Genomic DNA, 23,709 nt, shown 5'->3' with positions numbered 1-23,709 from the left:
CATGCGGGTCTGGATCGACGCGGACGCCTGCCCTCGGGCCGCCAAGGATCAGGTGGTTAAATTCGCCCTCAAGCGCCAATTTGAAGTGGTGCTGGTGGCGGGCCAGAGCCAGATCAAGCCCGGCTTTGCCTGTGTGAAGCTGATCGTGGTGCCCAGCGGCCCCGATGCGGCGGATGACTATCTGGTGGAGCACGCCGTGCCCGGCGAACTGGTGATCTGCAGCGATGTGCCTTTGGCCGACCGGCTGGTCAAGAAGGGCGTTACGGCCCTCGACCCGCGCGGCAAAGAGTTCAGCCCGGCGAACATGAGTGAGCGGCTGGCGGTGCGCAACCTGTTCACCGACTTGCGCGAGCAAGGCCAGATGGGCGGCGGGCCGCCGCCGCACAGCGAGAAGGACAAGCAGGCGTTTGCCAACGCGCTGGACCGCCTGCTTACCCGTTTGATGAAGCCCATGTAGGAGCGAGCTTACTCGCGAAGAACGTCAGCGATGACGCGGGCACTTCGGATGAACTCGGCGTTCTCAGGTTTTTCGCCAGCAAGCTCGCTCCTACAGAAAGAGGACGTTAGTCGTCCTCGTGGGTCAGCTCCAACACCCGGTCCACGAGCTTGTTGATGCCCGACGCCACCTCACTGATGTTCTTACCCAGCATATACGCCGGTGTGCTCACCAACTTGCGCGCCTTGTCCTCGACGATTTCCTCCACCGTACACTCCTGGTGGGTAGCGCCCATTTTATTCAAGGCCGCTGCGGTGTCGGTATCGTTGCCGATGGTGCAGGTGACCCCAGGGCCGTAGATTTTTGCGGCCAGGGCAGGGGATATGCAGATCAGCCCCACGGGCTTGCCGGCTGCGGCAAAGGCTTCCGCCAATTCCAGGACCTGTGGGTTGACGCTGCAGCCAGCGCCTTCCACGGCGAAGTTGGACAGGTTCTTCGCCGCGCCAAACCCGCCCGGCACGATCAGCGCATCGAAGTCTGCAACGTTGGCCTCACGAATATCCTTCACCGCGCCGCGGGCGATGCGCGCTGACTCCACCAACACATTGCGCGATTCGGGCATTTCTTCGCCGGTGAGGTGGTTGATCACATGCAACTGCGCAATATCCGGCGCAAAGCACTCAACCTGCGCGCCGCGCTGGTCCAGGCGCAGCAGGGTGATCACGCTTTCATGGATTTCTGCACCGTCGTACACGCCACAGCCGGAAAGGATCACTGCAATCTTTTTGCTCATGGGCATTTCTCCTGATTCATGGCGTTAAATGTCTACTAATTTGTAACCTGTTGCCAATGGGATCTCACGCAAGTGCACCTAATCTGATGTAACAAAAATAGACCGGACTAGCCCATGGACTTCGTGCCTTACGCAGTGCCGTTTTTCATTGCCTTGATCGTGGTTGAGCTGCTGGCCGATCGTTGGCGCGGTGCGCGCAACTATCGAGTGGCTGATGCGATCAACAGCCTCAGCACCGGCGTGCTGTCCACTACCACGGGTTTGCTGACCAAAGGTGTGGGCCTGCTGACTTATGCGTTCGCCCTCAAGCACCTGGCGCTGATCGAGTTGTCGCCCCAGAGCGTGTGGACATGGCTATTGGCGTTTGTGTTCTACGACTTCTGCTACTACTGGCTGCATCGTCTGGGTCATGAGCGCAATATCCTCTGGGCCGCGCATTCAGTGCACCACCAGAGCGAGGACTACAACCTCACCACTGCGTTGCGTCAGACCAGCACCGGCTTCCTGCTGAGCTGGATCTTCTACCTGCCGCTGGCCGTGCTCGGTGTGCCATTGGTGGTGTTCATCAGCGTGGCGTCGCTCAACCTGTTGTATCAATTCTGGGTGCATACCCGTCACGTGCCCAAGCTCGGCTGGTTCGAATGGTTTTTCGTCACACCTTCCAATCATCGGGCCCACCACGCACAGAACGCCCTCTACATGGATCGCAACTACGGCGGGGTGTTCATTTTTTGGGATCGGCTATTCGGCACGTTCCAGGAAGAGGACGACAACGAGCCGGTGGTCTTCGGTGTGACCACCCCGCTGGCCAGTTGGAATCCGCTGTGGGCGAACCTGCAGTTTTATGCGCAGCTGTGGAACGATGCCCGCCGTACTGAAAGCCTTTGGGACAAGCTGCGCATCTGGTTCATGCGCACGGGCTGGCGCCCTGCAGACGTGAAAGCCAAGTACCCGATGGCCAAGCCGGACTTGACCCAGTTCCGCAAATTCGAAGTGCCGCTGGGTACGCGCCAACAGGTTTACGTCGCTTTGCAGTTTGCGGTTTATGTAGGGTTTGGCAGCTATTTGATGAACTTCGGCGAGCGTCTGCCGACGGCGGCGCTGATCCTCGGCTGGGGGGCGATGGCGCTGGGGCTGTTCACGCTGGGGGTCGCGCTGGAGAATCGCCCGTGGGCGCTGAAGGCGGAATGCGTGCGCCTGGGGCTGAATGTGCCTTTGGTAGGGCTGGCCCCGTGGGTCGGGCTGTGGCCCGCCAGCCATCTTGGGTGGCTGGCCCTGGTGAGCTACAGCTTGCTCAGTGTGATCGGCCTTTACTGCTGCAGAGGCCGGTTTACTCGCTTGGCGTCTTAGGTGTTTCGACCGGGGCGGGTTCGGCAGCGAGCCGAGCCTTGGCCGCACATGCCTCGCGGGCGATGCGGGCATTCTTGAAGCGGCGCCGCAGCCACAGGCCAAAACCCAGCACCAGCAAGGCACCCAGCACCCACAGCTCGTATTTCTTGACGCTGCCAAGCATACCTTCCAGGACCGCGCCGAAATGATAGGCCGCAGCCCCCAGCGCAGCCGCCCATATCGCCGCACCGATACCGTTAAGGATCAAATAGCGCAGGGGAGGGTAGCCGGACAGGCCGATTGCCACGGGCATCACCGTGCGCAAACCGTAGACGAAGCGAAAGCTCAGTACCCAGATATCCGGATGCTTGCGGATATGTTCCAGCGCCTTGTCGCCCATCAATTGCCAGCGCGGCTTGCGTGCCAGCAACTTGCGGCCGTGTTTGCGCCCCATGTAATACCAAAGCTGGTCGCCGGCGTAGCTGCCAAAGAAGGCAACGACCACCACCAGGTTGATATCCATGTATCCACGGAACGCCAGGAAGCCTGCGAGTACGAGGATCGTCTCGCCTTCGAAGAATGTGCCGAGGAAGAGGGCAAAGTAGCCGAAGTCATGCAGAAATTGTTGAAGCATGGTCTAGGGTGCTGGCGAAATGAACGCGCAGCCTACGCCTTCACGAAGATTCATGAAAGTATCGAGATGTGTCACGAAGTGAACAATTCCTACATAACTGATGAATGCGACTACAGGTCGCATCGATAAGCACAACTGTCATTCCTTCGTCATAATGGCCGCTTATAACTGCACCGCTCGCCCGTAAACGCGGGCTCAGGAGTCTGTCGTGAGCTTTACCCCCGCCAATCGGCTATTCCCCGCCACTCGTCTGCGTCGTAACCGTCGTGATGATTTTTCTCGCCGTCTGGTACGTGAAAATGTGCTGACAACGAATGATCTGATCCTGCCGGTGTTCGTGCTGGACGGTGAAAATCGCCGGGAAGCGGTGGCATCGATGCCAGGGGTGGAGCGCTTGAGCATCGATTTGCTGCTGGAAGAGGCCGCCCACTGGGTTGAACTGGGAATCCCGGCGCTGGCGCTGTTTCCGGTAACGCCCAGTGAGCTCAAGTCCCTCGACGCCGCCGAAGCCTGGAACCCGCAAGGCATCGCCCAGCGCGCCACCCGGGCCTTGCGCGAGCGTTTCCCGGAGCTTGGGGTGATCACCGACGTGGCCCTGGACCCGTTCACCACACACGGCCAGGATGGCATTCTTGACCAGGCCGGCTATGTCGAGAACGACATTACCGTCGATGCGCTGGTCAAGCAGGCCTTGTCCCACGCGGCGGCAGGTGCCCAGGTGGTGGCGCCGTCGGACATGATGGACGGTCGCATCCAGGCGATTCGCGAAGCCCTTGAGCTGGCCGGGCATGTCAATGTGCGAATCATGGCTTACTCGGCCAAGTACGCCAGCGCCTATTACGGCCCATTCCGCGATGCAGTGGGTTCGGCGCTCAACCTGGGCAAGGCCAACAAGGCTTCGTACCAGATGGACCCGGCCAACAGTCATGAAGCCCTGCACGAAGTGGCGGCCGACCTGGCCGAAGGCGCCGACATGGTGATGGTCAAGCCCGGGATGCCTTACCTGGACATCCTTTACCGGGTCAAAGAGGAATTCAAAGTGCCGACCTTTGTCTATCAGGTCAGCGGTGAATACGCCATGCACATGGCCGCAATCCAGAATGGTTGGTTGAGTGAAGGGGTGATCCTCGAATCCCTGACAGCCTTTAAACGTGCCGGCGCTGATGGCATTCTGACCTACTTCGCCGCCCGCGCTGCCCAATTGCTTAGAGAGCAACAATAGCCCTCACAGGAACACTCGATGAATACCGAAGGACTTAAAGAAGTTGCCGTAAAAGACGCTCATCCGGTGGTTGAACAAATCGCCGAGACCCCGCCGGAGCTGGAGCCTGCTCCGCCTGTGGTGGCCGCCGAAGCGCCGGCCCCGGCGCCGGTGGCCGTGGTCACCAACCTGGATGACAGCAGCCTGTACATCCACCGCGAGCTGTCCCAACTGCAATTCAACATCCGCGTGCTGGAGCAGGCGCTGGATGAGTCCTACCCGTTGCTGGAGCGGCTCAAATTTCTGCTGATCTTCTCGAGCAACCTCGACGAGTTCTTCGAGATCCGTGTCGCAGGGCTCAAGAAGCAAATCACCTTCGCCCGTGAACAAGCCGGTGCCGATGGCCTGCAACCGCACCAGGCCCTGGCGCGCATCAGTGAGCTGGTACACGGCCATGTGGACCGCCAGTACGCCATCCTCAACGACATCCTGCTGCCGGAACTGGAAAAACATCAGGTCCGCTTCATCCGTCGCCGTCACTGGACCACCAAGATCAAGACCTGGGTGCGCCGTTATTTCCGTGACGAGATTTCACCGATCATCACCCCGATCGGCCTCGACCCGACGCACCCGTTCCCGTTGCTGGTGAACAAGAGCCTCAACTTCATCGTGGAGCTCGAAGGCATCGACGCCTTCGGCCGCGACTCTGGCCTGGCGATCATCCCGGCGCCGCGCCTGTTGCCAAGGATCATCAAGGTACCCGAAGAGGTAGGGGGGGCTGGCGATAACTATGTATTCCTTTCGTCGATGATCCATGCGCACGCCGATGACCTGTTCCAGGGCATGAAGGTCAAGGGCTGTTACCAGTTCCGCCTGACGCGTAACGCCGACCTGGCGTTGGACTCCGAAGACGTCGAAGACCTGGCCCGTGCCCTGCGCGGCGAGCTGTTCTCGCGGCGCTACGGCGATGCAGTGCGCCTGGAAGTGGCCGACACCTGCCCGAAACACTTGTCGGACTACCTGCTCAAGCAGTTCAACTTGGCCGAGTCCGAGTTGTACCAGGTCAATGGCCCGGTCAACCTGACGCGTCTGTTCAGCATCACTGGCCTGGACAGCCACCCGGAGCTGCAATACAAGCCGTTCACCCCGCAAATCCCGAAACTGCTGCAAAACAGCGAGAACATCTTCAGCGTGGTGAGCAAGCAGGACATTCTGCTGTTGCACCCCTTCGAGTCGTTCACCCCGGTGGTCGACCTGTTGCGCCAGGCCGCGAAGGACCCGCATGTCCTGGCCGTGCGCCAGACGCTGTATCGTTCCGGCGCCAACTCGGAAATCGTCGATGCCCTGGTCGACGCTGCGCGTAACGGCAAGGAAGTCACCGCGGTCATCGAGCTGCGGGCGCGTTTCGATGAGGAGTCCAACCTGCAACTGGCCAGCCGCCTGCAAGCAGCGGGTGCGGTGGTGATCTACGGCGTGGTCGGCTTCAAGACCCACGCCAAGATGATGTTGATCCTGCGCCGCGAAGCCGGTGAGATCGTGCGTTACGCGCACCTGGGCACCGGCAACTACCACGCCGGTAACGCTAAGCTCTACACCGACTACAGCCTGCTGACCTCCGACGACGCCTTGTGCGAAGACGTCGGCAAGTTATTCAGCCAGCTCATCGGCATGGGCAAGACCTTGCGCATGAAGAAGCTGCTGCACGCGCCGTTCACGCTGAAGAAGGGCATGCTCGACATGATTGCCCGCGAGACCCAGTTCGCCCTCGATGGCAAGCCGGCCCACATCATTGCCAAATTCAACTCGCTGACCGATCCGAAGATCATCCGCGCGCTGTACAAGGCCAGCCAGTCAGGGGTGCGCATCGACCTGGTGGTACGTGGCATGTGCTGCCTGCGCCCGGGCATTGTCGGCGTCTCGCATAACATCCATGTGCGCTCGATCATCGGCCGGTTCCTTGAGCACACGCGGGTGTTCTATTTCCTTAACGGTGGCGAGGAGCAGATGTTCCTCTCCAGCGCCGACTGGATGGAGCGCAACCTCGACAAGCGTGTGGAGACCTGCTTCCCGGTCGAGGGCAAGAAGCTGATCATGCGAGTCAAGAAGGAGCTGGAAAGCTACCTGACCGACAACACCCACAGCTGGAGCCTGCAGTCGGACGGTCGGTACGTGCGCAACACCCCAACCGGCAACCAGAACCCGCGCAGTGCGCAGGCGACGCTGCTGGAGAAGCTGGGCAGCCCGATCCTGACGGTGAACTAACAGTCCGCGCGGTCAAAAAATGTGGGAGGGGGCTTGCCCCCGATGGCGGTAACTCAGTCAACGTATCAACTGACTGACACACCGCGATCGGGAGCAAGCCCCCTCCCACACTTGTTTTGCGCTGGGCGTCAGCGCACGTTCAGGCTGAACCCCACCCGCGTCAGCCACTCCGCTTCCTGGGCGAAGTCCGCCTGGGTCAGCTGGTTTTCGTCCAGCCAGCCTTTGGGGAACATCACTTCCAGGCTGTCGCCGTCGGCGCGCAGTTTCACCTGGGGCATTTCCTGGGTGCCGCGGATGTGGTGGAACAGGATGGCAAAGCGCAACAACGCGCACAGGCGAATCAGCTTGATGCCGTCCTTGCCGAACTCGGCGAACTTGTCCTTGGGGATATTGCGACGGTGGCCGCGCACCAGCAACGCCAGCATCTGCTGATCTTCGCGTGAGAACCCGGCCAGGTCCGAGTGCTCGATCAGGTAGGCGCCATGCTTGTGGTAATGGTAGTGGGCGATGTCCAGGCCCACTTCGTGCACCTTGGCGGCCCAGCCCAGCAGTTCGCGCCATACGCCATTTTGCAGGTCCCAGTCGTCGGCCACCTGGTCGAAGGCGTGCAGGGCTTTGCGCTCGACGCGCGCCGCTTGCTCCAGGTCTACGTGGTAACGCTCCATCAACGAACTGAGGGTGCGCTCACGCACGTCTTCATGGTGGTGACGGCCAAGCAGGTCGTAGAGCACACCTTCGCGCAGGGCGCCGTCGCAATGGTCCATGCGTTGCAGCTCGAGGGCATCGAAGATAGCTTCAAGAATGGCCAGGCCGGCTGGGAAGATGGCGCGGCGGTCAGGCTTGATGCCGTCGAAGTCGATTTTTTCGGCATCCCCCAGCTTGAACAGCTTGCGCTTGAGCCACGCCAGGCCTTCGGCATTCACCTCGCCGGTGCCGTGGCCGCCGGCCTTGAGCGCCAGGCCGATGGCCCGGATAGTGCCGGAAGAGCCGATGGCTTCATCCCAGCTCAGGCGGTGCAGGGCGTGTTCGATACTCATGATCTCCAGCCGCGCCGCCGTGTAGGCCTGGGCGTAGCGCGCCGGCGTGATCTTGCCGTCCTTGAAATAACGCTGGGTGTAGCTGACGCAGCCCATCTGCAGGCTTTCGCGCAGCAGGGGTTCGAAACGCTGGCCGATGATGAATTCGGTGCTGCCACCGCCGATGTCCGCCACCAGGCGTTTGCCCGGGGTGTCGGCCAGCGTATGGGAAACCCCGAGATAGATCAGGCGTGCCTCTTCGCGACCGGAAATAACCTCCACCGGATGCCCGAGGATTTCTTCGGCGCGATGGATGAATTCGTTGCGGTTACGCGCTTCACGCAATGCGTTGGTGCCCACTATTCGCACAGCGCCAGGGGGCATGCCGTTGATCAGTTGCGCAAAGCGTTTGAGGCAGTCGAGCCCGCGCTGCATGGATTCTTCGTTGAGCTGACGCTCGTCGTTGATCCCGGCAGCCAGTTGCACTTTCTCGCCGAGCCGCTCAAGGATGCGGATTTCACCGTTCTGGGCCTTGGCCACGACCATGTGAAAGCTGTTGGAGCCCAGGTCGATGGCAGCGATCAGGGACAGATTCTTGGCTTGGGATTGCGGCATGGTTTGGGGTCTCGGTCGATAACCTTGCCATCGTGCCACGATCGACCGCGGGAGCCAACGCGTTGTGCTTCGGTAATTTTTCTCAGGCTGTCTGTGGGGAGAACTTGTGAGATAGGTAGGATGGTGCCTCATGGTAATTAACGAGTAGTAATTTTTTTTGTAGGAGTTTTAACTTCGTTTCGTTGTAAAGCCGTGTCTTGATTTTCCCTACAAGGCGCGTCTGGTTATGTCATTGGTTATTTCGTTTTAACCTACTTTTAAATTGGCTTTAAATGACCAGCAAGTTTTACAGTTCTCGCATTAACCCAAGCGTTGTCTGATTCTTTAATGAAGCGCCAAGGCGACACACTGTCACTCGGCAATTTTGCCTTGGTGTTATTTATATGTCGTTGTGGACATCCAGGAAGATAATCCGTTTGGCGATGGAACCGCCAAGACGAACATAGAGAGCACCTGATAACTTTCAAGTGACAGGTCGAATATGAAAAAAATTGTTGGATTAACCCTGGGTCTCGCTTGCCTTGCTGCCAATATTGGCGCTTATGCTGCCACCAGTGCCGAACTGATCGTCAGGGGGGTCATCAAGCCCGCTGCCTGTAACCTCAGCATGAGCGGCGGTGGCATTATCAACTACGGCGACATCCCTTCGGGCCAACTGTCCCAGACGGCGTTCAACCCGCTGACCGAAAAAACCACGCCGATCACCATCAGCTGTGGCACCACGCCGGGCAAGTTCGGGCTCAAATTTGTCGACTTGCAGGCCGGCAGCAAGGTGCCGGGCATCCTCAACGCACTCGGGGCTGGCTACACCGAGGCGCATAACTATGGGCTGGGGGCTGTCGGCGGCCGTAAGACAGGTGGCTTCGCCGTTACGCTCAGGGACCTGCGTTCGCCGACCGCAACACTGTCTCCGATCATGCGAGTCAGCACCGGCGCCTGGCAGAACAGTGATGGCAAAGTCGCACAATCGCCTAACCAGTATTCCTGGCGCAGTGGCACGGCCGCTACCCCTGCCTCGATCTCTCAGTTGACCGGTACGATCGCCGTGCGCGCTGTTATCAATAGAGGCCAGGATCTGGACCTGAGCCGCGACGTTACCCTTGATGGGCGCGCAACACTTGAGTTGAGTTACATCTAAGCGACATAGCGACAGCCGATCGAGAAGTCTTGTATTTCCGGTCGGCTGTTTTATATGGGCGCTCGGCATTTAACGGTCAATTTCAAGGTTGTGGGGAACATGGAATGCTTAGTCTTCCAGTCATAAAAAGTATGCGTTTTTTATATCCAGTGTTACTTCTGTGTCTTGCCGGTGTTGCGGTGGCTGACGGCATGTTGCCGGAAACCACGGTTATAGTACTGAATGAAGAACAGGGCGAAGCGACGATAAACATCAAGAACACCGACGCGGCGCCAGCGTTGCTGCATTCAGTCATAGAAAATATACCGGAGGATGTGGAACCGCTCCTGATCGTGACGCCGCCCATTGCGCGAGTGGAGGGCGGCGAAACGCAACTGGTGCGTTTTATCAGCACGTTGAAGGCCCCGTTGAAGACGCAGCGACTCAAGCGCGTGTCCTTCGAGGGCATCCCCCAGGCGCGAACTGCGGGCGGTGCGACCATTGGTATCACCTTGCGTCAGAATTTGCCGCTGATCCTGCATCCCCAGGGCCTGCCGATCCATCACACGCCTTGGGAGCTGCTGAAGTGGCAACGCGCAGGGCAACGTCTGACGGTGCATAACGACAGCGCTTATGTGGTGCGCATGGCCCCGCAGGTGCGGTTACTGCCACAGGGAACCACAGCCACGCTGCCGCGAAGCTACATTTTGCCGGGCGAAGCCCTGGCGGTGAAGGTTGACGGCTCCCTGGAAGGATTGACTGGCATCGAGATTCAGCCAGCCACGATCTACGGCTTTTCGGTAGAAAACTACCGGGCGCCGATCAATGCCGACGGGGGTTGATCGACCCATGACAAATTTGTCGAGTCACCGAACCGGGGCGTTCTTTCGGAACCGGCGGCCAACGCTGCTCATGGGCGTCGCGACACTGTGGAGTCTGCCTGGCGTTGTCCCTGCATTGGAGCTGGGCGAGGGCTTTGACCTGGCGGCATTGAGCACCCACGGGATTGATCCGAAGGTTTCAGACTATTTTCGCACCGCGGCGCGCTTTCGCGAGGGCACCCAGGTGGTGGGGCTGAAGGTCAACGGTAACCCGCTCGGGCTGGTGGATGCGCAGTTCGATGCCCATGGGCAATTGTGCTTTACCCCGGCATTGCTGGAAAAAGCCGGCTTGGTAAAGCCTGCGGGTATCCTGCGCAAAGGCGCCACTGCCGACCAGGCATGCCATGACTTTCTGGGCGCTTTCCCCACGACTATGGTGCGGCTGCGCCCAAGCAACGATGAAGTGGCGTTGGTGGTGCCCACCTCGTCATTGCGCGAGCCGCAGTGGGAGTCCGGGGCGTTCGCCCGGGGTGGCGCAGCGGCATTGTTCAACTATGACGTGCAAGGTTTCGACAGCCACTCGCGCGACGGTAACAACCGGTTCGTATCGGCCTACACCGAAGCGGGTTTCAACCTGGGTGATTGGATTGTTCGCAGTCGCCAAATCCATGTTTCCGATAACGGGGTGACACGCAACGAACACCTGTATGCCTATGCGCAGCGTGATATCGCTGCATTGCAATCGACTTTCCAGGCCGGCCAGCTTTCCAGCAACAACCCGCTGTTTGGCGGCATCCAGCTATCGGGCGTGCAGTTTTCGCCCGACGGTCAGTCGCGCCTGCCGGCCGGCAGCAACAATGCCGTGGTGGAAGGCCTGGCGCAGAGCCAATCGCGGATCGAGGTGCGTCAGTCCGGCGTGTTGATCCACAGCACGCTGGTGCCCGAAGGGCCGTTCCGGCTGAGCGGTCTGCCGCTGATCAACGGCGCGAGCGACCTTGAGGTCAGTGTGATCGATGTACGCGGGACCCGACGCAGCTTTGTGGTGCCAGCGGCGTCGTTCGCCGGGGCCGCGCCGGCGGCGCCCGGGTATTATTTTTCCCTTGGCAAGGTACGTGAAGAGACGCACGGGGAGGGGCCGTCGCCCATCGTCGCCATGGGCAGCGGGACCTGGGGCCTGGGCCGAGACTCATCCGGCGGTTTCGGCTTGCTGAGCACCGACGAGTACTGGTCGGCAGGTGGCACGTTGAGCAGTGTGTTCTTCCAGCGCGTGTCGGTGGGCGCTCGCCATAACCTTTCCCGCGACAGCCGTGAGGGGGTTTCCGGTGCACGCAGCAGCGTGTCGGTGAACAGTCCGGTGTCCGCCAACATCGACCTCAGCCTCAGCGCAACCCGCCAGACCCGCAGTTATCGCGAGGTGACCGAGGTCAGTCGCTTGACCCCGACCGACGTGTTGGAGTCGCGCTTCAAGAACCAGTACACGGCGGGTGTGACATGGGTCGACCCGACCCTGGGGGCGTTTTCCCTGAGCTACTCCCGCAGCGCCCAATTTGATGGGCAGTCGAGCGAGCACGTATTCGCGTCATGGAACAAGTCGTTGCGCTATGCCGATGTGGCGTTGATTGCCGATTCGCAGATAGGCAGCACCCAGGCGCGCCGAGATGCCACGCAGAATAGAACCCGGCGCGACACCAACCTCGACGGTGACCTGTCCTTGCGGTTGCAGGTCAGCGTGCCCCTGGGCGGTGATCGTCGCGTGAACAGCTACGTCAGCCGCCGTGGGGGGCAGTCCCGGACCGGTACGGCGCTCACTGAACGGGTCAATGAGTATGTGAACTATGAAGTCGGCGTCGAGCGCGACCTCAGTGCGAAGCAGCAGTCGATGCGCGGTCAGGTAGACCTCACGCCGCGTTACACCCGCGTCGGTCTAGGTGTGAGTCGCGACCCGTCGGGCACCCGTTATACCGGTCAATTGCAGGGTGGCGTGGTTGCTCACGAAGGAGGCGTTACCTTCTCGCCTTACGCGGTGCAAGACACGTTTGGTATCGCGTCGGTGGGAGACGTTGCCTCTGCAAGGATCGACAAGCCGCAAGGCCCGGTGTGGACCGACTTTACCGGGCAGGCGGTGCTTCCAGGCTTGCCTGCCTACACCAACAGCCATATCGAAGTACAAACCCGGTCCTTGCCAAAACGCGTTGATTTGAAGAACGGCACCCGAGTGCTCACCGCAGGTCGTGGTTCTGTCAACGCCGTGACATTCGATGTGGTGAAAGTGCGCCGCATGCTGATCAACGCCAGCGATGATCAAGGTCGGCCATTGCCTCAGGGGGCAGCGGTATTCGGCAAGGGCGATCGTTTTCTGACCAGCGTAGTCGGCGAGGGCATGATCTTTCTCAACGACGCGAACGACATGCAAGACCTGAGGGTTTCATTACCGGACTCTGCCAGTTGCCTGCTGAACATTTCACCTGAGGGGCAGCCTGACCATGACACGTTCTACGAAACGACAGCGGCGGTGTGCCATGGTCGGTAGGCTTAAAAGTATCGGCTGTGCCTTTTGCTGTACGGTGCTGTTGGCGCAAGGGGCGCGAGCCGAAAACTGCCGATTGTCCGTCAGTCAGCCGCGTATCGACTACGGTGTGATTCGCAGGGAGGCGCTGGTCGAAAGCGCTACGGTGAGGCTCGCTACGCGCACGCTGCTGCTCAACGTGTTGTGCGTCGAACCGTCGGCGATAGCGTTACGGTTTGTTGGTCCTGCCGATGGGCAAGCGTTCCGCTTCGGTCAGCAGGGGCGGTTACGTCTTAGCCTCAGGCATGCCCGGCTTGATGGGCGTGTCGTCGAGTGGGCAGGCGGGAGCCAGCCCAGTGGTGGCGCGGGTGGGCAGCTGCTACCCGGGCAGATCCTGGCGGCACGCGCTGCAGGGATGCCGGTGACAGGCCAGCGTTTGACGGCCCAGGTCGACATTGACGTCGACCTGCCCGCCGACGCCCTGCAGGTACGCAGCCAGACGGTATGGGAGGGGCAAGGCAGTTTTGAACTGGTCAGCCCGGCTGTTCCACAGAACCGATGAAGTTGGCGAGTTCGGGCGTCTGCGGGTTGGCAAACACGACCTTGGGGTCGCCCACTTCATGCACCTTGCCCTGGTGCATGAACACCAGCTTGTCACCGACTTCGCGGGCAAAGCGCATTTCATGGGTCACCATGATCAGCGTCATGCCATCCTTGGCCAGTTGGCGCACCACGCTGAGCACTTCGTTGACCAGCTCCGGGTCCAGGGCCGAGGTGATTTCGTCGCACAGCAGCACCTTGGGTGACATGGCCAGGGCACGGGCAATGGCGACACGCTGCTGCTGGCCGCCGGACAGCCGGTCCGGGAAAGCGTCGAATTTTTCCCCCAGGCCGACCCGCTCCAGCATCTGTTTGGCCAACTGCGCCGCCTTGGCCTTGGGCACCTTCTGGACCACTTGCGGGGCGAGCATGACGTTCTCGCCCACAGTGAGGTGCGGGAACAGGTTGAACTGCTGGAACACCATCCCGACCTTCTGCCGCAGGCTGCGCAGGTCGGCGCGGGCGGCGTCGAGGTATTCGCCGTCGACTTCGATCACGCCGTCGTTGATCGATTCCAAGCCATTGAGGGTGCGCAGCAAGGTAGATTTACCCGAGCCACTGCGGCCGATGATCGCCACCACCTGGCCTTCTTCAACGGTCAGGTCGATGCCCTTGAGTACGTGGTGATCGCCGTAATATTTATGCAGGGCGGAAATTCTAAGCAGAGGCATGCAGTCTCCTTTCCAAGTAGCGCGCACTGAGGGACAAGGGGTAGCAGAGCAGGAAGTAACCGAGGGCTACCAGGCCGTACACCATGAAGGGTTCGAAGGTGGCGTTGGCGAGCATGCCGCCGGTCTTGGTCAGCTCGGTAAAGCCGATGATCGAGGTGACGGCGGTGCATTTGACCACCTGCACCGAAAACCCCACGGTCGGTGCCACGGCGATGCGCAGCGCTTGGGGCAGTATCACGTAGCGCAGTTGTTCAAGGGGATTGAGCGCCAGGCTGGCCGATGCCTCCCACTGCCCATGGGCAATGGAATCAACGCAGCCGCGCCAGATCTCGGCCAGGTAGGCGCTGGTAAACAGGGTCAGGGCAATGGCCGCCGCCAGCCAGGGCGAAATATCTACCCCGAGCAATGCAACACCGAAAAACACCAGGAACAGTTGCATCAGCAAAGGCGTGCCCTGAAACAGTTCGATATAGGTGCGGGCAATGTTGCGCGGGAATGCCTTATGGCTGATACGCATCGCCATCACCAGCAGGCCGATCACACCGCCGCCGACAAACGCCACCAGCGACAACAACAGCGTCCATTGCAGGCCGCTGAGCAGGTTGCGCACGATGTCCCACAAGGAAAAATCACTCATCGGCTGTTCCTCATCACGTAGCGGCGGCCGATCCAGTTGAGCAACTGGCGAATCATCAGCGCCATGCATAGGTACACGAGTGTGGTCAGGGCATAGGTTTCAAAGGCGCGGAAATTGCGCGACTGAATGAAGTTGGCGGCAAAGCTCAGCTCCTCGGTGGCGATCTGCGAACAGACGGCCGAGCCCAGCATCACGATGATGATCTGACTGCTCAGGGCCGGCCACACCTTACCCAGTGCCGGCAGCAGTACCACGTGGCGAAACGCTTCGAAGCGCGTCATTGCCAAGGCCGCTGAGGCTTCCAGTTGCCCGCGCGGTATGGCCTGGATGCCGGCACGGATGATCTCGGTGGAATAGGCACCCAGGTTGATCACCATTGCCAGCACGGCGGCTTGCCACTCCGTGATTTTCAAGCCCAGCGACGGCAGGCCGAAGAAGATGAAGAACAGCTGCACCAGAAATGGCGTGTTGCGGATCAGCTCGACGTACACGCCAAAGCACCAGGCAAACGGCTGGATCTTCCACGCCCGCACTAGCGCGCCGACGGTGCCCAGGGCCACTCCCAGAATCGCGCCGATAGCGGTCAGCTCAAGGGTAAACAGCGCGCCGCGCAACAGCAGGTCGGTGTTGGCCAATACCGGTACAAAGTCGAATTGATACGCCATCAGTCAGCTCCGTCGCGTCACAGATCAGCCGGTAGCGGCTCTTTGAGCCACTGCATGGCGTTCTTTTCCAGGCTGCCATCGGCCTTCGCCGCGACCAGTATCTGGTTAACCTTCTCCAGCAACGCCGGTTCGTTCTTGTTCACACCCACGTAGACCGGCGAGTCCTTGAGCTTCACTTTCAGCGCCGGTACGCGCTTCGGGTTGCGCTCGCTGATCGCCACCATCACGACGTTGCCGCTGGCGATCAGGTCGACCTGGCCAGCCAGGTAGGCGGCGATGGTCGAGTTGTTGTCTTCAAAGCGCTTGATGGTCGCCTCCTTGGGCGCGACCGCCGTCAGCTCGATGTCCTCGATGGCGCCACGGGTCACGCTGATGGTCTTGCCCTTGAGGTCGTCGATGGTGTGGATCGCCGCGTCAGGTGGGCCGAACACGGCGAGGTAGAACGGCGCGTAGGCCTTGGAGAAGTCGATGACTTTTTCGCGCTCAGGGTTCTTGCCCAGGCTTGAGATCACCAGGTCGACCTTGCCGGTGGTGAGGAACGGGATGCGGTTGGTGCTGTTGACCGGGGTCAGCGCCAGCTTGACCTTGAGCTGGTCGGCCAGCAGCCTGGCGGTGTCGATGTCCAGGCCGCGGGGTTGCATGTCCGGGCCCACCGACCCGAACGGCGGGAAGTCCTGGGGCACGGCAACCTTGAGGGTGCCACGGGCGACGATATCGTCCAGACCGTTGGCCTGGGCCGGTGCCTGGCTCAGCATCAGGCTGGCAAACAGGGCAGTGAGCAGGGCGCTGTAGCGCTTGGTCATGGCAATTCTCCGAGAAGGGCGAAGGAATTTTCTGAGTTTGCTCAGTGCACAGCCCATGCCAGCCCGCTTGGAATGGTCTGCAAGGCGCGGACCCGTTGAGGCGAGATGGTCTGACTGGTCTGAACAGTTGCGAGGCTTTTCGCACCCTTTTCGAGCGTCGTAAAAACCCGCGAGCCCCTTTGGGGCGCGGCTTGCCGACGGGCGTGAATAGCTTTACAACTAGCCGCTCAGTTGATTGCAACCTTGAGTTTTCCATGAATTCCATCGCCCAAGCCGTACCGGAAGCGGCCCTGCAGGCCATCCGCAAACTGATCAAGGAACAGGGCTTCGGGCCGGGCGATGCATTGCCTTCTCAGCGCGATCTGGCGCTGCAGTTGGGGGTGAGCCGGACCTCGTTGCGCGAGGCGTTGTCGTCCTTGAGCGCCTTGGGTGTGGTCAGTGTGCAGCCAGGCAAGGGGGTGTTCGTGCAGGCGCCGCAGCCGCCGTCCGAACTCGCCTGGCCGTTTGCGGCGCAGGCCACGCCGCTGGACATTTTTCAGCTGCGTTACGCCCTTGAAGGCTTCGCTGCAGGTTTGGCGGCGGTCACATTGAGCATTGATGAGCTCGACAGCCTGCAAGACAATGTGGAGGCGATGCGCAAGGTCCTCAAAGCCGGTGACTTTGACGCCGCCGCCCGGCTGGACTTCGAGTTTCACCAGCGCATCCTGCTGGCCAGTGGCAATCAGGCGATGGTGAGCATTCTGAGCGCCAGCGCCGAGGTATTCCTGGAAAGCCAGAAGCTACCGTTCATCCGGCCGGAACGCGCCATGGAAACCTGGCAGGAACATCGCAGGATCCTGCGCGCTCTGGCCCGACGCACCAGTGGGCCAGCGCAGAAAACCATGCAGGAACATGTACGTAATGCCGCGTTGCGCACGGGCATTGCCTTCGTCACACCCGTCTAGCCTTGAGCAGGCGATACTCAGACTCATGCGTCACCATAGCAAGACTCAATCAGAGGCAGCTTCCTGAACGGGGGAAGGGCGGCTATGATGGGTCACGTTTTTTTTGCTTACAATCCGGAGACATCCATGAGCAGCGATCTTATCAAGCACGTCACCGACGCGTCCTTCGAGGCAGATGTACTTAAGGCCCAGGGCCCAGTGCTGGTTGACTACTGGGCTGAATGGTGCGGCCCTTGCAAAATGATCGCTCCGGTTCTGGACGACATTGCAACCACGTACGAAGGCAAATTGACCATTGCCAAGCTGAACATCGACGAAAACCAGGAAACCCCGGCCAAGCACGGCGTGCGTGGTATCCCAACGTTGATGCTGTTCAAGAACGGTAACGTCGAAGCCACTAAAGTCGGCGCGCTGTCGAAGTCCCAGCTGCAAGCTTTCCTCGACGCCAACATCTAAGCGTCGCCAAAAAAGCCCCGAAAATCTCGGGGCTTTTTGGTAAAACAGGGCTAGACGCTCCGAAACTCAGGTGGTACATTCGGCCCCGCACTGGTTTCTCCACTGCCCCCTGCAAGCCGTCGCCGACGCATTCCTTTTCGATTAGTACGCGATCCTGTCGCCTTCTCTGCGGCGCGGCCTCATTAAGCCAAAAGCTTAATTTCCCCCCTCCATAAATGATTACGTCATTCCTATATGAATCTGACTGAACTCAAGCAAAAGCCGATTACCGACCTGCTCCAACTGGCCGAAGAAATGGGCATAGAAAATATGGCCCGTTCGCGCAAGCAGGACGTGATTTTCTCCCTGCTCAAGAAGCACGCGAAAAGCGGCGAGGAAATCTCCGGTGATGGCGTGCTGGAGATTCTCCAGGACGGCTTCGGCTTCCTCCGCTCCGCAGACGCTTCCTATCTCGCCGGCCCAGACGATATCTACGTCTCGCCGAGCCAGATCCGTCGCTTCAACTTGCGCACCGGCGACACCATCGTTGGCAAGATCCGCCCTCCGAAGGAAGGCGAGCGTTACTTCGCCCTGCTCAAGGTCGATACGATCAACTTCGATCGTCCGGAGAACGCGAAGAACAAGATTCTCTTCGAGAACCTGACCCCGCTGTTCCCGACCGTGCGCATGAAGATGGAAGCCGGTAACGGTTCCACCGAAGACTTGACCGGTCGTGTGATCGACCTGTGCGCGCCTATCGGTAAAGGCCAGCGCGGCCTGATCGTCGCGCCGCCGAAAGCCGGTAAAACGATCATGCTGCAGAACATTGCAGCGAACATCGCACGTAACAACCCGGAAGTTCACCTGATCGTGCTGTTGATCGATGAGCGTCCGGAAGAAGTGACCGAAATGCAGCGCACCGTGCGTGGCGAAGTGGTTGCCTCGACGTTCGATGAGCCGCCAACCCGCCACGTGCAGGTTGCTGAAATGGTGATCGAGAAGGCCAAGCGCCTGGTCGAGCACAAGAAAGACGTGGTGATCCTGCTCGACTCCATCACCCGTCTGGCCCGTGCCTACAACACCGTGATCCCGAGTTCCGGCAAGGTACTGACCGGTGGTGTCGATGCCCACGCCCTGGAGAAACCAAAGCGTTTCTTCGGCGCCGCGCGCAACATCGAAGAAGGCGGCTCGCTGACCATTATCGCCACCGCGCTGGTTGAAACCGGCTCGAAGATGGACGAAGTGATCTACGAAGAGTTCAAGGGTACCGGCAACATGGAATTGCCCCTGGACCGTCGTATCGCTGAAAAGCGTGTGTTCCCGGCCATCAACATCAACCGCTCCGGCACCCGCCGCGAAGAGTTGCTGACTGCCGACGACGAACTGCAGCGCATGTGGATCCTGCGCAAGCTGCTGCACCCGATGGACGAAGTAGCCGCCATCGAGTTCCTGATCGACAAGCTGAAAACCACCAAGACCAACGACGAGTTCTTCCTGTCGATGAAACGCAAGTAATACGGCGTTTCAGGTCCGAAAAATGGCGCCCCGAATGGGGCGCCATTTTTTTTGCGTCGAGATTCATTGTGTTTTGTGGCATAAGTGTCCGTTAAGTAACAAAAATTGTACTCGCGACTACGCTCACTCCTTTCGTCACTGACTGACCACAATTCTTATGACCACTCTTGCTTACCGCAGAGACATCGACGGACTGCGTGCCATCGCTGTCCTTTCAGTCGTGTTGTTTCACTTCGGCGTACCTGGCATCACCGGCGGTTTCGTTGGCGTTGATGTGTTCTTCGTCATTTCCGGCTTTCTGATCACTTCCATTATCTGGCGCGAGCGTCAGGCCGGGCGCTTCAGTTTCATCGACTTCTGGGCCCGACGCGCACGGCGCATTCTGCCGGCGCTATTTGTCATGATTGCGGCGACATTGGCGGTGGGCTGGTTTCTGTTGGCGCCCAAGGACTACGAAGAGCTGGGGCGGTCTGCACACTATCAGGTGACCTTCACTTCCAATCTGCTGTTCTCGCGCCAGCATGGCTACTTCGATGCATCTTCGGACATCAAGCCCCTGCTGCATACCTGGTCACTGGCGGTGGAAGAGCAGTTCTACATCTTTTTCCCGCTGCTGCTCACGTTGCTCTCAAGTCGCCTGAAGCATTGGCGCCTGGCGCTGTTCGCGGTGTTGCTGGGCTCGTTTGGCATGAGTGTCTGGGCGGTTCAGCATGAGCCGCAGAAAGCCTTTTTCCTCCTGCACCTGCGGGCTTGGGAATTGCTGGCCGGCGCGATGCTGGCGGTGCTGCCCAAATATGAGTGGCGCGCCTCTCCTGCCCTGGCGCAAGGGATCAGCCTGGCTTCCCTGGGGCTGATTCTGATCGCCGTATTGGGTTACGACGCGAAAACACCGTTCCCCGGCGCAACCGCGCTGTTGCCTGTGCTGGGTGTCGTCGGCCTGATCTGGGCCGACGGCCAGCAACACACCTGGGTCGCGCGCCTGTTGAGCACGCGGGTAATGGTCGGCATCGGGCTGATTTCCTATTCCTGGTACCTCTGGCACTGGCCGGTGTTCGTGTACGCCAAGTACGCGGCGGTGGATGGCCTGAGCGCCCTGGAGCTGGGCGGGCTGATGCTGCTTTCGCTGGTGCTGGGCTATCTGTCATGGCGCTTCGTGGAAACGCCGTTCCGGGAAAAACGCTTGCTGGCCACCCGCAAGACGATTCTGGCGGCAGCCATGGTCGGCATTCTGGGGCTGGGCTTTACGGGCCTTGCGATACGCGAGTTCGACGGTGTGCCTTCGCGTTTGTCCGAACAGGCGCTGCGCTTCGCCCAGGCGAAGAAGTGGAGCCCGGAGCTGCTGGCGTGCATGGCTGACAAAGACACGCCCGATGAACGGTTGTTCTGCCATTTCGGTCCGCAAACCCAGTCCGTCTCGGCGCTGGTATGGGGCGACAGCCATGCCACCGCGCTGATTCCCGCACTCAAGGAAGGCGCTGATCGCCACGACATCAGCCTGGTTGAAGCCAGTTTCGCGGGCTGCATCCCGTTGGATGGCCTGGAGAACATCACCCGCTGCGCGCATTTCAACCATCGCGTGGAGAAGGCGATGGCCGAGAAGAAATTCAGCGATGTGGTGCTGGCGGCGCGTTGGAGTCTGTATGTCTATGGGCAAATGTCCGGTGACAAGGAGCATGCGCTCAAGGATCCGAGCACCGGCAAGTATGTGCGCGCGGTGGCTGAGCAGCGCTTTGCCCAGGGCCTGCGCGAGCGTATCCAGGCGCTGCGCGCTGCCGGGCATAAGGTCTGGTTGGTCAAGGAAGTGCCGCTGCAGGAAATCATCGTGCCTTACCGCCTCAGTCGCCTGGCGATGATGAACCGACCGGTGGACGGCGAAGGGCTCGCCGTGGCCGAGCATGTGAAGCGCCAGGCCTTTATCACCCAGTTGTTCGACGAGCTTGCGGCTGCCGACAGCGGTGTCAGGGTGCTGGATCCCGCGCCCTTGCTGTGTGGCACCGACGGGCTGTGCCGGGTGGAACTCAATGGCCGGGCGCTGTACACCGACGATAATCACCTTTCCGACGTGGGCGCGCGGCATATCGAGGCCTTCCTGGAGCCGTTGTTCAGTTCGTTGCAATCAAGAGGATTGACCGCCAATTAAGCTGCCAGCCGCCTCCGGAGCAGGTAGGATGTACGCCTATTTTACGGGTGGCATGGTTAATGAAATTCAAGGATCTTCGGGATTTCGTGCAGCAACTTGAGCAGCGCGGAGAGTTGAAACGTATCCAGATGCCGATTTCACCGGTACTGGAAATGACTGAGATTTGCGACCGTACCCTGCGCAACAAGGGCCCGGCGCTGCTGTTCGAGAACCCGACCGGCTATGACATCCCGGTGCTCGGCAACCTGTTCGGCACGCCCGAGCGCGTCGCCTTTGGCATGGGCGCCGAGTCGGTCAGCGAGTTGCGCGAGATCGGCAAGCTGCTGGCTTTCCTCAAGGAGCCCGAGCCGCCCAAAGGCTTGAAGGACGCCTGGTCGAAGCTGCCGATCTTTCGCAAGATCATTGCCATGGCGCCCAAGGTGGTCAAGGACGCGGTGTGTCAGGAAGTGGTCATCGAAGGCGATGATGTCGACCTGGCCATGCTCCCGGTGCAGACCTGCTGGCCCGGCGATGTCGGCCCGCTGATTACCTGGGGCCTGACCGTCACCAAAGGCCCGAACAAGGATCGCCAGAACCTGGGCATCTACCGTCAGCAAGTGATCGGTCGCAATAAAGTGATCATGCGCTGGCTGAGCCACCGTGGCGGCGCCCTGGACTTTCGTGAGTGGTGCGAAAAGCACCCGGGTAAGCCGTTCCCGGTTTCCGTGGCGCTGGGCGCCGACCCGGCCACCATCCTGGGCGCCGTGACGCCGGTGCCCGACAGCCTGTCCGAATACGCCTTTGCCGGCCTGCTGCGCGGCAATCGCACCGAACTGGTGAAATGCCGCGGTAACGACCTGCAGGTGCCAGCCACCTCCGAAATCATCCTCGAAGGCGTGATTCACCCCGGCGAAATGGCCGATGAAGGGCCTTACGGCGACCACACCGGTTATTACAACGAAGTCGACAGTTTTCCGGTGTTCACCGTTGAGCGCATCACCCACCGGATCAAACCGATCTACCACAGCACCTACACCGGCCGGCCACCGGATGAGCCTGCCATCCTCGGCGTGGCGCTGAACGAAGTGTTCGTGCCGATCCTGCAAAAGCAGTTCCCGGAAATCACCGACTTCTACCTGCCGCCGGAAGGTTGCTCGTACCGCATGGCCATCGTCACCATGAAAAAGTCGTATCCCGGCCATGCCAAGCGGGTAATGCTGGGTGTGTGGTCGTTTTTACGACAATTCATGTACACCAAGTTCGTTATTGTCACCGACGACGACATCAACGCTCGCGACTGGAACGACGTGATCTGGGCCATTACCACGCGTATGGACCCCAAGCGCGACACGGTAATGATCGACAATACGCCGATCGACTACCTCGATTTCGCCTCGCCGGTGTCGGGCCTCGGGTCAAAAATGGGCCTGGATGCCACGCACAAATGGCCGGGCGAAACCACCCGTGAGTGGGGCCGGGTAATCGTCAAGGATGACGCAGTGACGGCTCGCGTCGATGCAATCTGGAAAGAATTGGGAATAGATTGATGCGTGTAACCCTGCAACCTTCCGGCGCTGTACTGGAGCTGGACCCTGGCGAACGAATCCTCGACGGCGCACGTCGCCTCGGCTACGAGTGCCCTCAGGCCTGTCGCAACGGCGTATGCCACGTGTGCGCGGCGCTGCTGGTGGAGGGCCGGGTGCAGCAGGCCGGTGAGGTGCGTGATCACGGTGAGTTCTTTACCTGTATCGCCGAGCCGCTGGAAGATTGCATTGTGTTGTGGGATGGCGTGCTGGCGCCGGGAGAGTTGCCGTTGCGCAAGTTGTCGTGCCAATTGAGCGAATGCGTGGAAGTCGGTGGCGATGTGTGGCGCGTGCGCCTGCGAGCCCCGGCGGGCAAGGCGGTGCGTTATCACGCCGGGCAATACCTGATGATCGAGCGGGAGAACGGCGAGAAGTCGGCGTTTTCCCTGGCGTCGGCGCCTCACTCCGGGCGTGAGCTGGAACTGCACGTGCTGGCCCGTGAAGACAGCGCACGCAACCTGCTGGACCAGCTCCAGCGCAATCAAATGGCGCGTATTGAACTGCCGTTCGGTGACACCCACCTGGCCGAGTTGCCGGACGGGCCGCTGGTACTGATCGCCGCCGGCACCGGCATGGCCCAGATGCACAGCCTGATCGAGCATTGCCGGGCTTCCGGTTTCAAGCACCCTGTGCACCTGTATTGGGGCGTGCGTCGTCCGGAAGACTTCTACGAGATCGAACACTGGGAACAGTGGCAGCAACTGCCCAACCTGTTCCTGCACAAGGTTGTGAGCGACTTGTGCGGTTGGGAAGGGCGTTGCGGGTTACTGCATGAAGCTGTGTGCGAAGACATTGCCGACCTGACGGCCGTGCATGTTTACGCCAGCGGCTCACCGGCGATGATCTACGGCACGCTGGACGCATTGGTCGACGCCGGGATGGATGCGCACCAGATGCGCGCTGACGTATTTGCCTACGCCCCCCGGCCCTGAGCAGAGCAAAAACATCAGGGTTAAACGCCGATCAATTGTGGGAGTGGGTTTGCCCGCGATTGCAATGGATCGGTT

The 23,709-nt window shown here is 60.3% G+C and carries 21 protein-coding genes; 14 read left to right on the top strand and 7 right to left on the bottom strand.

Going from position 1 to position 23,709, the window contains the following annotated elements; all coding sequences use genetic code 11:
• The first annotated feature begins 1 nt into the window (after position 1).
• Complete coding sequence (locus tag SC318_RS25795; RefSeq protein WP_320428946.1) at positions 2–457, top strand: YaiI/YqxD family protein; 456 nt, start codon at positions 2–4, stop codon at positions 455–457.
• A gap of 106 nt (positions 458–563) precedes the next feature.
• On the opposite strand, the gene elbB is transcribed toward SC318_RS25795, so the two are convergent.
• Complete coding sequence (gene elbB, locus SC318_RS25790) at positions 564–1,229, bottom strand: isoprenoid biosynthesis glyoxalase ElbB (RefSeq protein ID WP_320428945.1); 666 nt, start codon at positions 1,227–1,229, stop codon at positions 564–566.
• Between the two features lie 114 nt (positions 1,230–1,343).
• On the opposite strand from elbB, the gene SC318_RS25785 reads away from it, so the two are divergent.
• A complete protein-coding gene (locus tag SC318_RS25785; RefSeq protein ID WP_320428944.1) occupies positions 1,344–2,579 on the top strand; it encodes a sterol desaturase family protein in 1,236 nt (411 codons plus the stop codon).
• On the opposite strand, the gene SC318_RS25780 is transcribed toward SC318_RS25785, so the two are convergent.
• Complete coding sequence (locus SC318_RS25780; RefSeq protein WP_306490827.1) at positions 2,560–3,192, bottom strand: DedA family protein; 633 nt, start codon at positions 3,190–3,192, stop codon at positions 2,560–2,562. The genes SC318_RS25785 and SC318_RS25780 overlap by 20 nt on opposite strands.
• 208 nt (positions 3,193–3,400) lie before the next feature.
• Here SC318_RS25780 and hemB point away from each other — a divergent pair, with 208 nt between their 5' ends.
• Together hemB and ppk1 are read left to right on the top strand one after the other, a co-directional pair.
• Positions 3,401–4,414 (top strand): porphobilinogen synthase, encoded by a 1,014-nt coding sequence (gene hemB / locus SC318_RS25775; protein ID WP_320428943.1) that lies wholly within the window; start codon positions 3,401–3,403, stop codon positions 4,412–4,414.
• Between the two features lie 18 nt (positions 4,415–4,432).
• Positions 4,433–6,655, top strand: a complete 2,223-nt coding sequence (ppk1, locus tag SC318_RS25770; protein ID WP_306490825.1) for a polyphosphate kinase 1 — start codon at positions 4,433–4,435, stop codon at positions 6,653–6,655.
• A 128-nt stretch (positions 6,656–6,783) separates the two neighbouring features.
• On the opposite strand, the gene ppx is transcribed toward ppk1, so the two are convergent.
• Positions 6,784–8,286, bottom strand: a complete 1,503-nt coding sequence (gene ppx / locus SC318_RS25765; protein WP_306490824.1) for an exopolyphosphatase — start codon at positions 8,284–8,286, stop codon at positions 6,784–6,786.
• Positions 8,287–8,767: 481 nt separating this feature from the next.
• Here ppx and SC318_RS25760 point away from each other — a divergent pair, with 481 nt between their 5' ends.
• The 4 genes from SC318_RS25760 to SC318_RS25745 all read left to right on the top strand — a co-directional run bounded on the left by SC318_RS25760 (position 8,768) and on the right by SC318_RS25745 (position 13,292).
• Positions 8,768–9,424: a DUF1120 domain-containing protein gene (locus SC318_RS25760; RefSeq protein WP_320428942.1), complete on the top strand. Its 657-nt coding sequence runs from the start codon at positions 8,768–8,770 to the stop codon at positions 9,422–9,424.
• A gap of 104 nt (positions 9,425–9,528) precedes the next feature.
• Entirely contained in the window at positions 9,529–10,245 is a 717-nt protein-coding gene (locus tag SC318_RS25755; protein ID WP_413817652.1) for a fimbria/pilus chaperone family protein, read from the top strand.
• A gap of 7 nt (positions 10,246–10,252) precedes the next feature.
• A complete protein-coding gene (locus SC318_RS25750; protein WP_413817580.1) occupies positions 10,253–12,754 on the top strand; it encodes a fimbria/pilus outer membrane usher protein in 2,502 nt (833 codons plus the stop codon).
• Positions 12,744–13,292 carry a DUF1120 domain-containing protein gene (locus tag SC318_RS25745; RefSeq protein ID WP_320428940.1) on the top strand — a complete coding sequence of 183 codons (549 nt, stop codon included), beginning with the start codon at positions 12,744–12,746 and terminating at the stop codon, positions 13,290–13,292. Before SC318_RS25750 ends, SC318_RS25745 begins: the two co-directional genes overlap by 11 nt.
• Here the strand turns inward: SC318_RS25745 and SC318_RS25740 are convergent.
• Genes SC318_RS25740 through SC318_RS25725 form a run of 4 tightly spaced genes read right to left on the bottom strand, consistent with a single transcriptional unit; the run spans position 13,264 to position 16,106 of the window.
• Positions 13,264–14,001, bottom strand: coding sequence for an amino acid ABC transporter ATP-binding protein (locus SC318_RS25740; protein ID WP_065887006.1), 738 nt, complete (start codon positions 13,999–14,001; stop codon positions 13,264–13,266). The genes SC318_RS25745 and SC318_RS25740 overlap by 29 nt on opposite strands.
• Positions 13,988–14,638 (bottom strand): amino acid ABC transporter permease, encoded by a 651-nt coding sequence (locus SC318_RS25735; protein ID WP_320428939.1) that lies wholly within the window; start codon positions 14,636–14,638, stop codon positions 13,988–13,990. Before SC318_RS25735 ends, SC318_RS25740 begins: the two co-directional genes overlap by 14 nt.
• Positions 14,635–15,303 (bottom strand): amino acid ABC transporter permease, encoded by a 669-nt coding sequence (locus tag SC318_RS25730; RefSeq protein WP_320428938.1) that lies wholly within the window; start codon positions 15,301–15,303, stop codon positions 14,635–14,637. The genes SC318_RS25735 and SC318_RS25730 overlap by 4 nt, the downstream gene beginning before the upstream one ends.
• A gap of 17 nt (positions 15,304–15,320) precedes the next feature.
• Entirely contained in the window at positions 15,321–16,106 is a 786-nt protein-coding gene (locus SC318_RS25725; RefSeq protein WP_320428937.1) for a transporter substrate-binding domain-containing protein, read from the bottom strand.
• Between the two features lie 254 nt (positions 16,107–16,360).
• Between SC318_RS25725 and SC318_RS25720 the strand changes: the two genes are divergently transcribed.
• The 6 genes from SC318_RS25720 to SC318_RS25695 all read left to right on the top strand — a co-directional run bounded on the left by SC318_RS25720 (position 16,361) and on the right by SC318_RS25695 (position 23,634).
• Positions 16,361–17,050, top strand: coding sequence for a FadR/GntR family transcriptional regulator (locus SC318_RS25720; protein ID WP_320428936.1), 690 nt, complete (start codon positions 16,361–16,363; stop codon positions 17,048–17,050).
• Positions 17,051–17,176: 126 nt separating this feature from the next.
• On the top strand, positions 17,177–17,506 hold the full coding sequence (gene trxA, locus SC318_RS25715) for a thioredoxin TrxA (RefSeq protein WP_320428935.1): 330 nt from the start codon (positions 17,177–17,179) through the stop codon (positions 17,504–17,506).
• Between the two features lie 234 nt (positions 17,507–17,740).
• Positions 17,741–19,000, top strand: a complete 1,260-nt coding sequence (rho, locus tag SC318_RS25710; RefSeq protein WP_003176825.1) for a transcription termination factor Rho — start codon at positions 17,741–17,743, stop codon at positions 18,998–19,000.
• Positions 19,001–19,157: 157 nt separating this feature from the next.
• Positions 19,158–21,140: an acyltransferase family protein gene (locus tag SC318_RS25705; RefSeq protein ID WP_320428932.1), complete on the top strand. Its 1,983-nt coding sequence runs from the start codon at positions 19,158–19,160 to the stop codon at positions 21,138–21,140.
• 59 nt (positions 21,141–21,199) lie between these two features.
• Complete coding sequence (gene ubiD, locus SC318_RS25700; RefSeq protein ID WP_320428931.1) at positions 21,200–22,666, top strand: 4-hydroxy-3-polyprenylbenzoate decarboxylase; 1,467 nt, start codon at positions 21,200–21,202, stop codon at positions 22,664–22,666.
• The gene (locus SC318_RS25695; RefSeq protein ID WP_320428930.1) at positions 22,666–23,634 is read left to right on the top strand and encodes a CDP-6-deoxy-delta-3,4-glucoseen reductase; all 969 of its coding nucleotides are present in this window, start codon (positions 22,666–22,668) and stop codon (positions 23,632–23,634) included. Before ubiD ends, SC318_RS25695 begins: the two co-directional genes overlap by 1 nt.
• Positions 23,635–23,709 lie beyond the last annotated feature (75 nt).

The sequence above is a fragment of the Pseudomonas sp. MUP55 genome, from assembly GCF_034043515.1.
Classification (GTDB): Bacteria; Pseudomonadota; Gammaproteobacteria; order Pseudomonadales; family Pseudomonadaceae; genus Aquipseudomonas.
The sequence above is the reverse complement of the archived record's forward strand: the minus strand, read 5'-3'. Positions and strand labels throughout refer to the sequence as shown.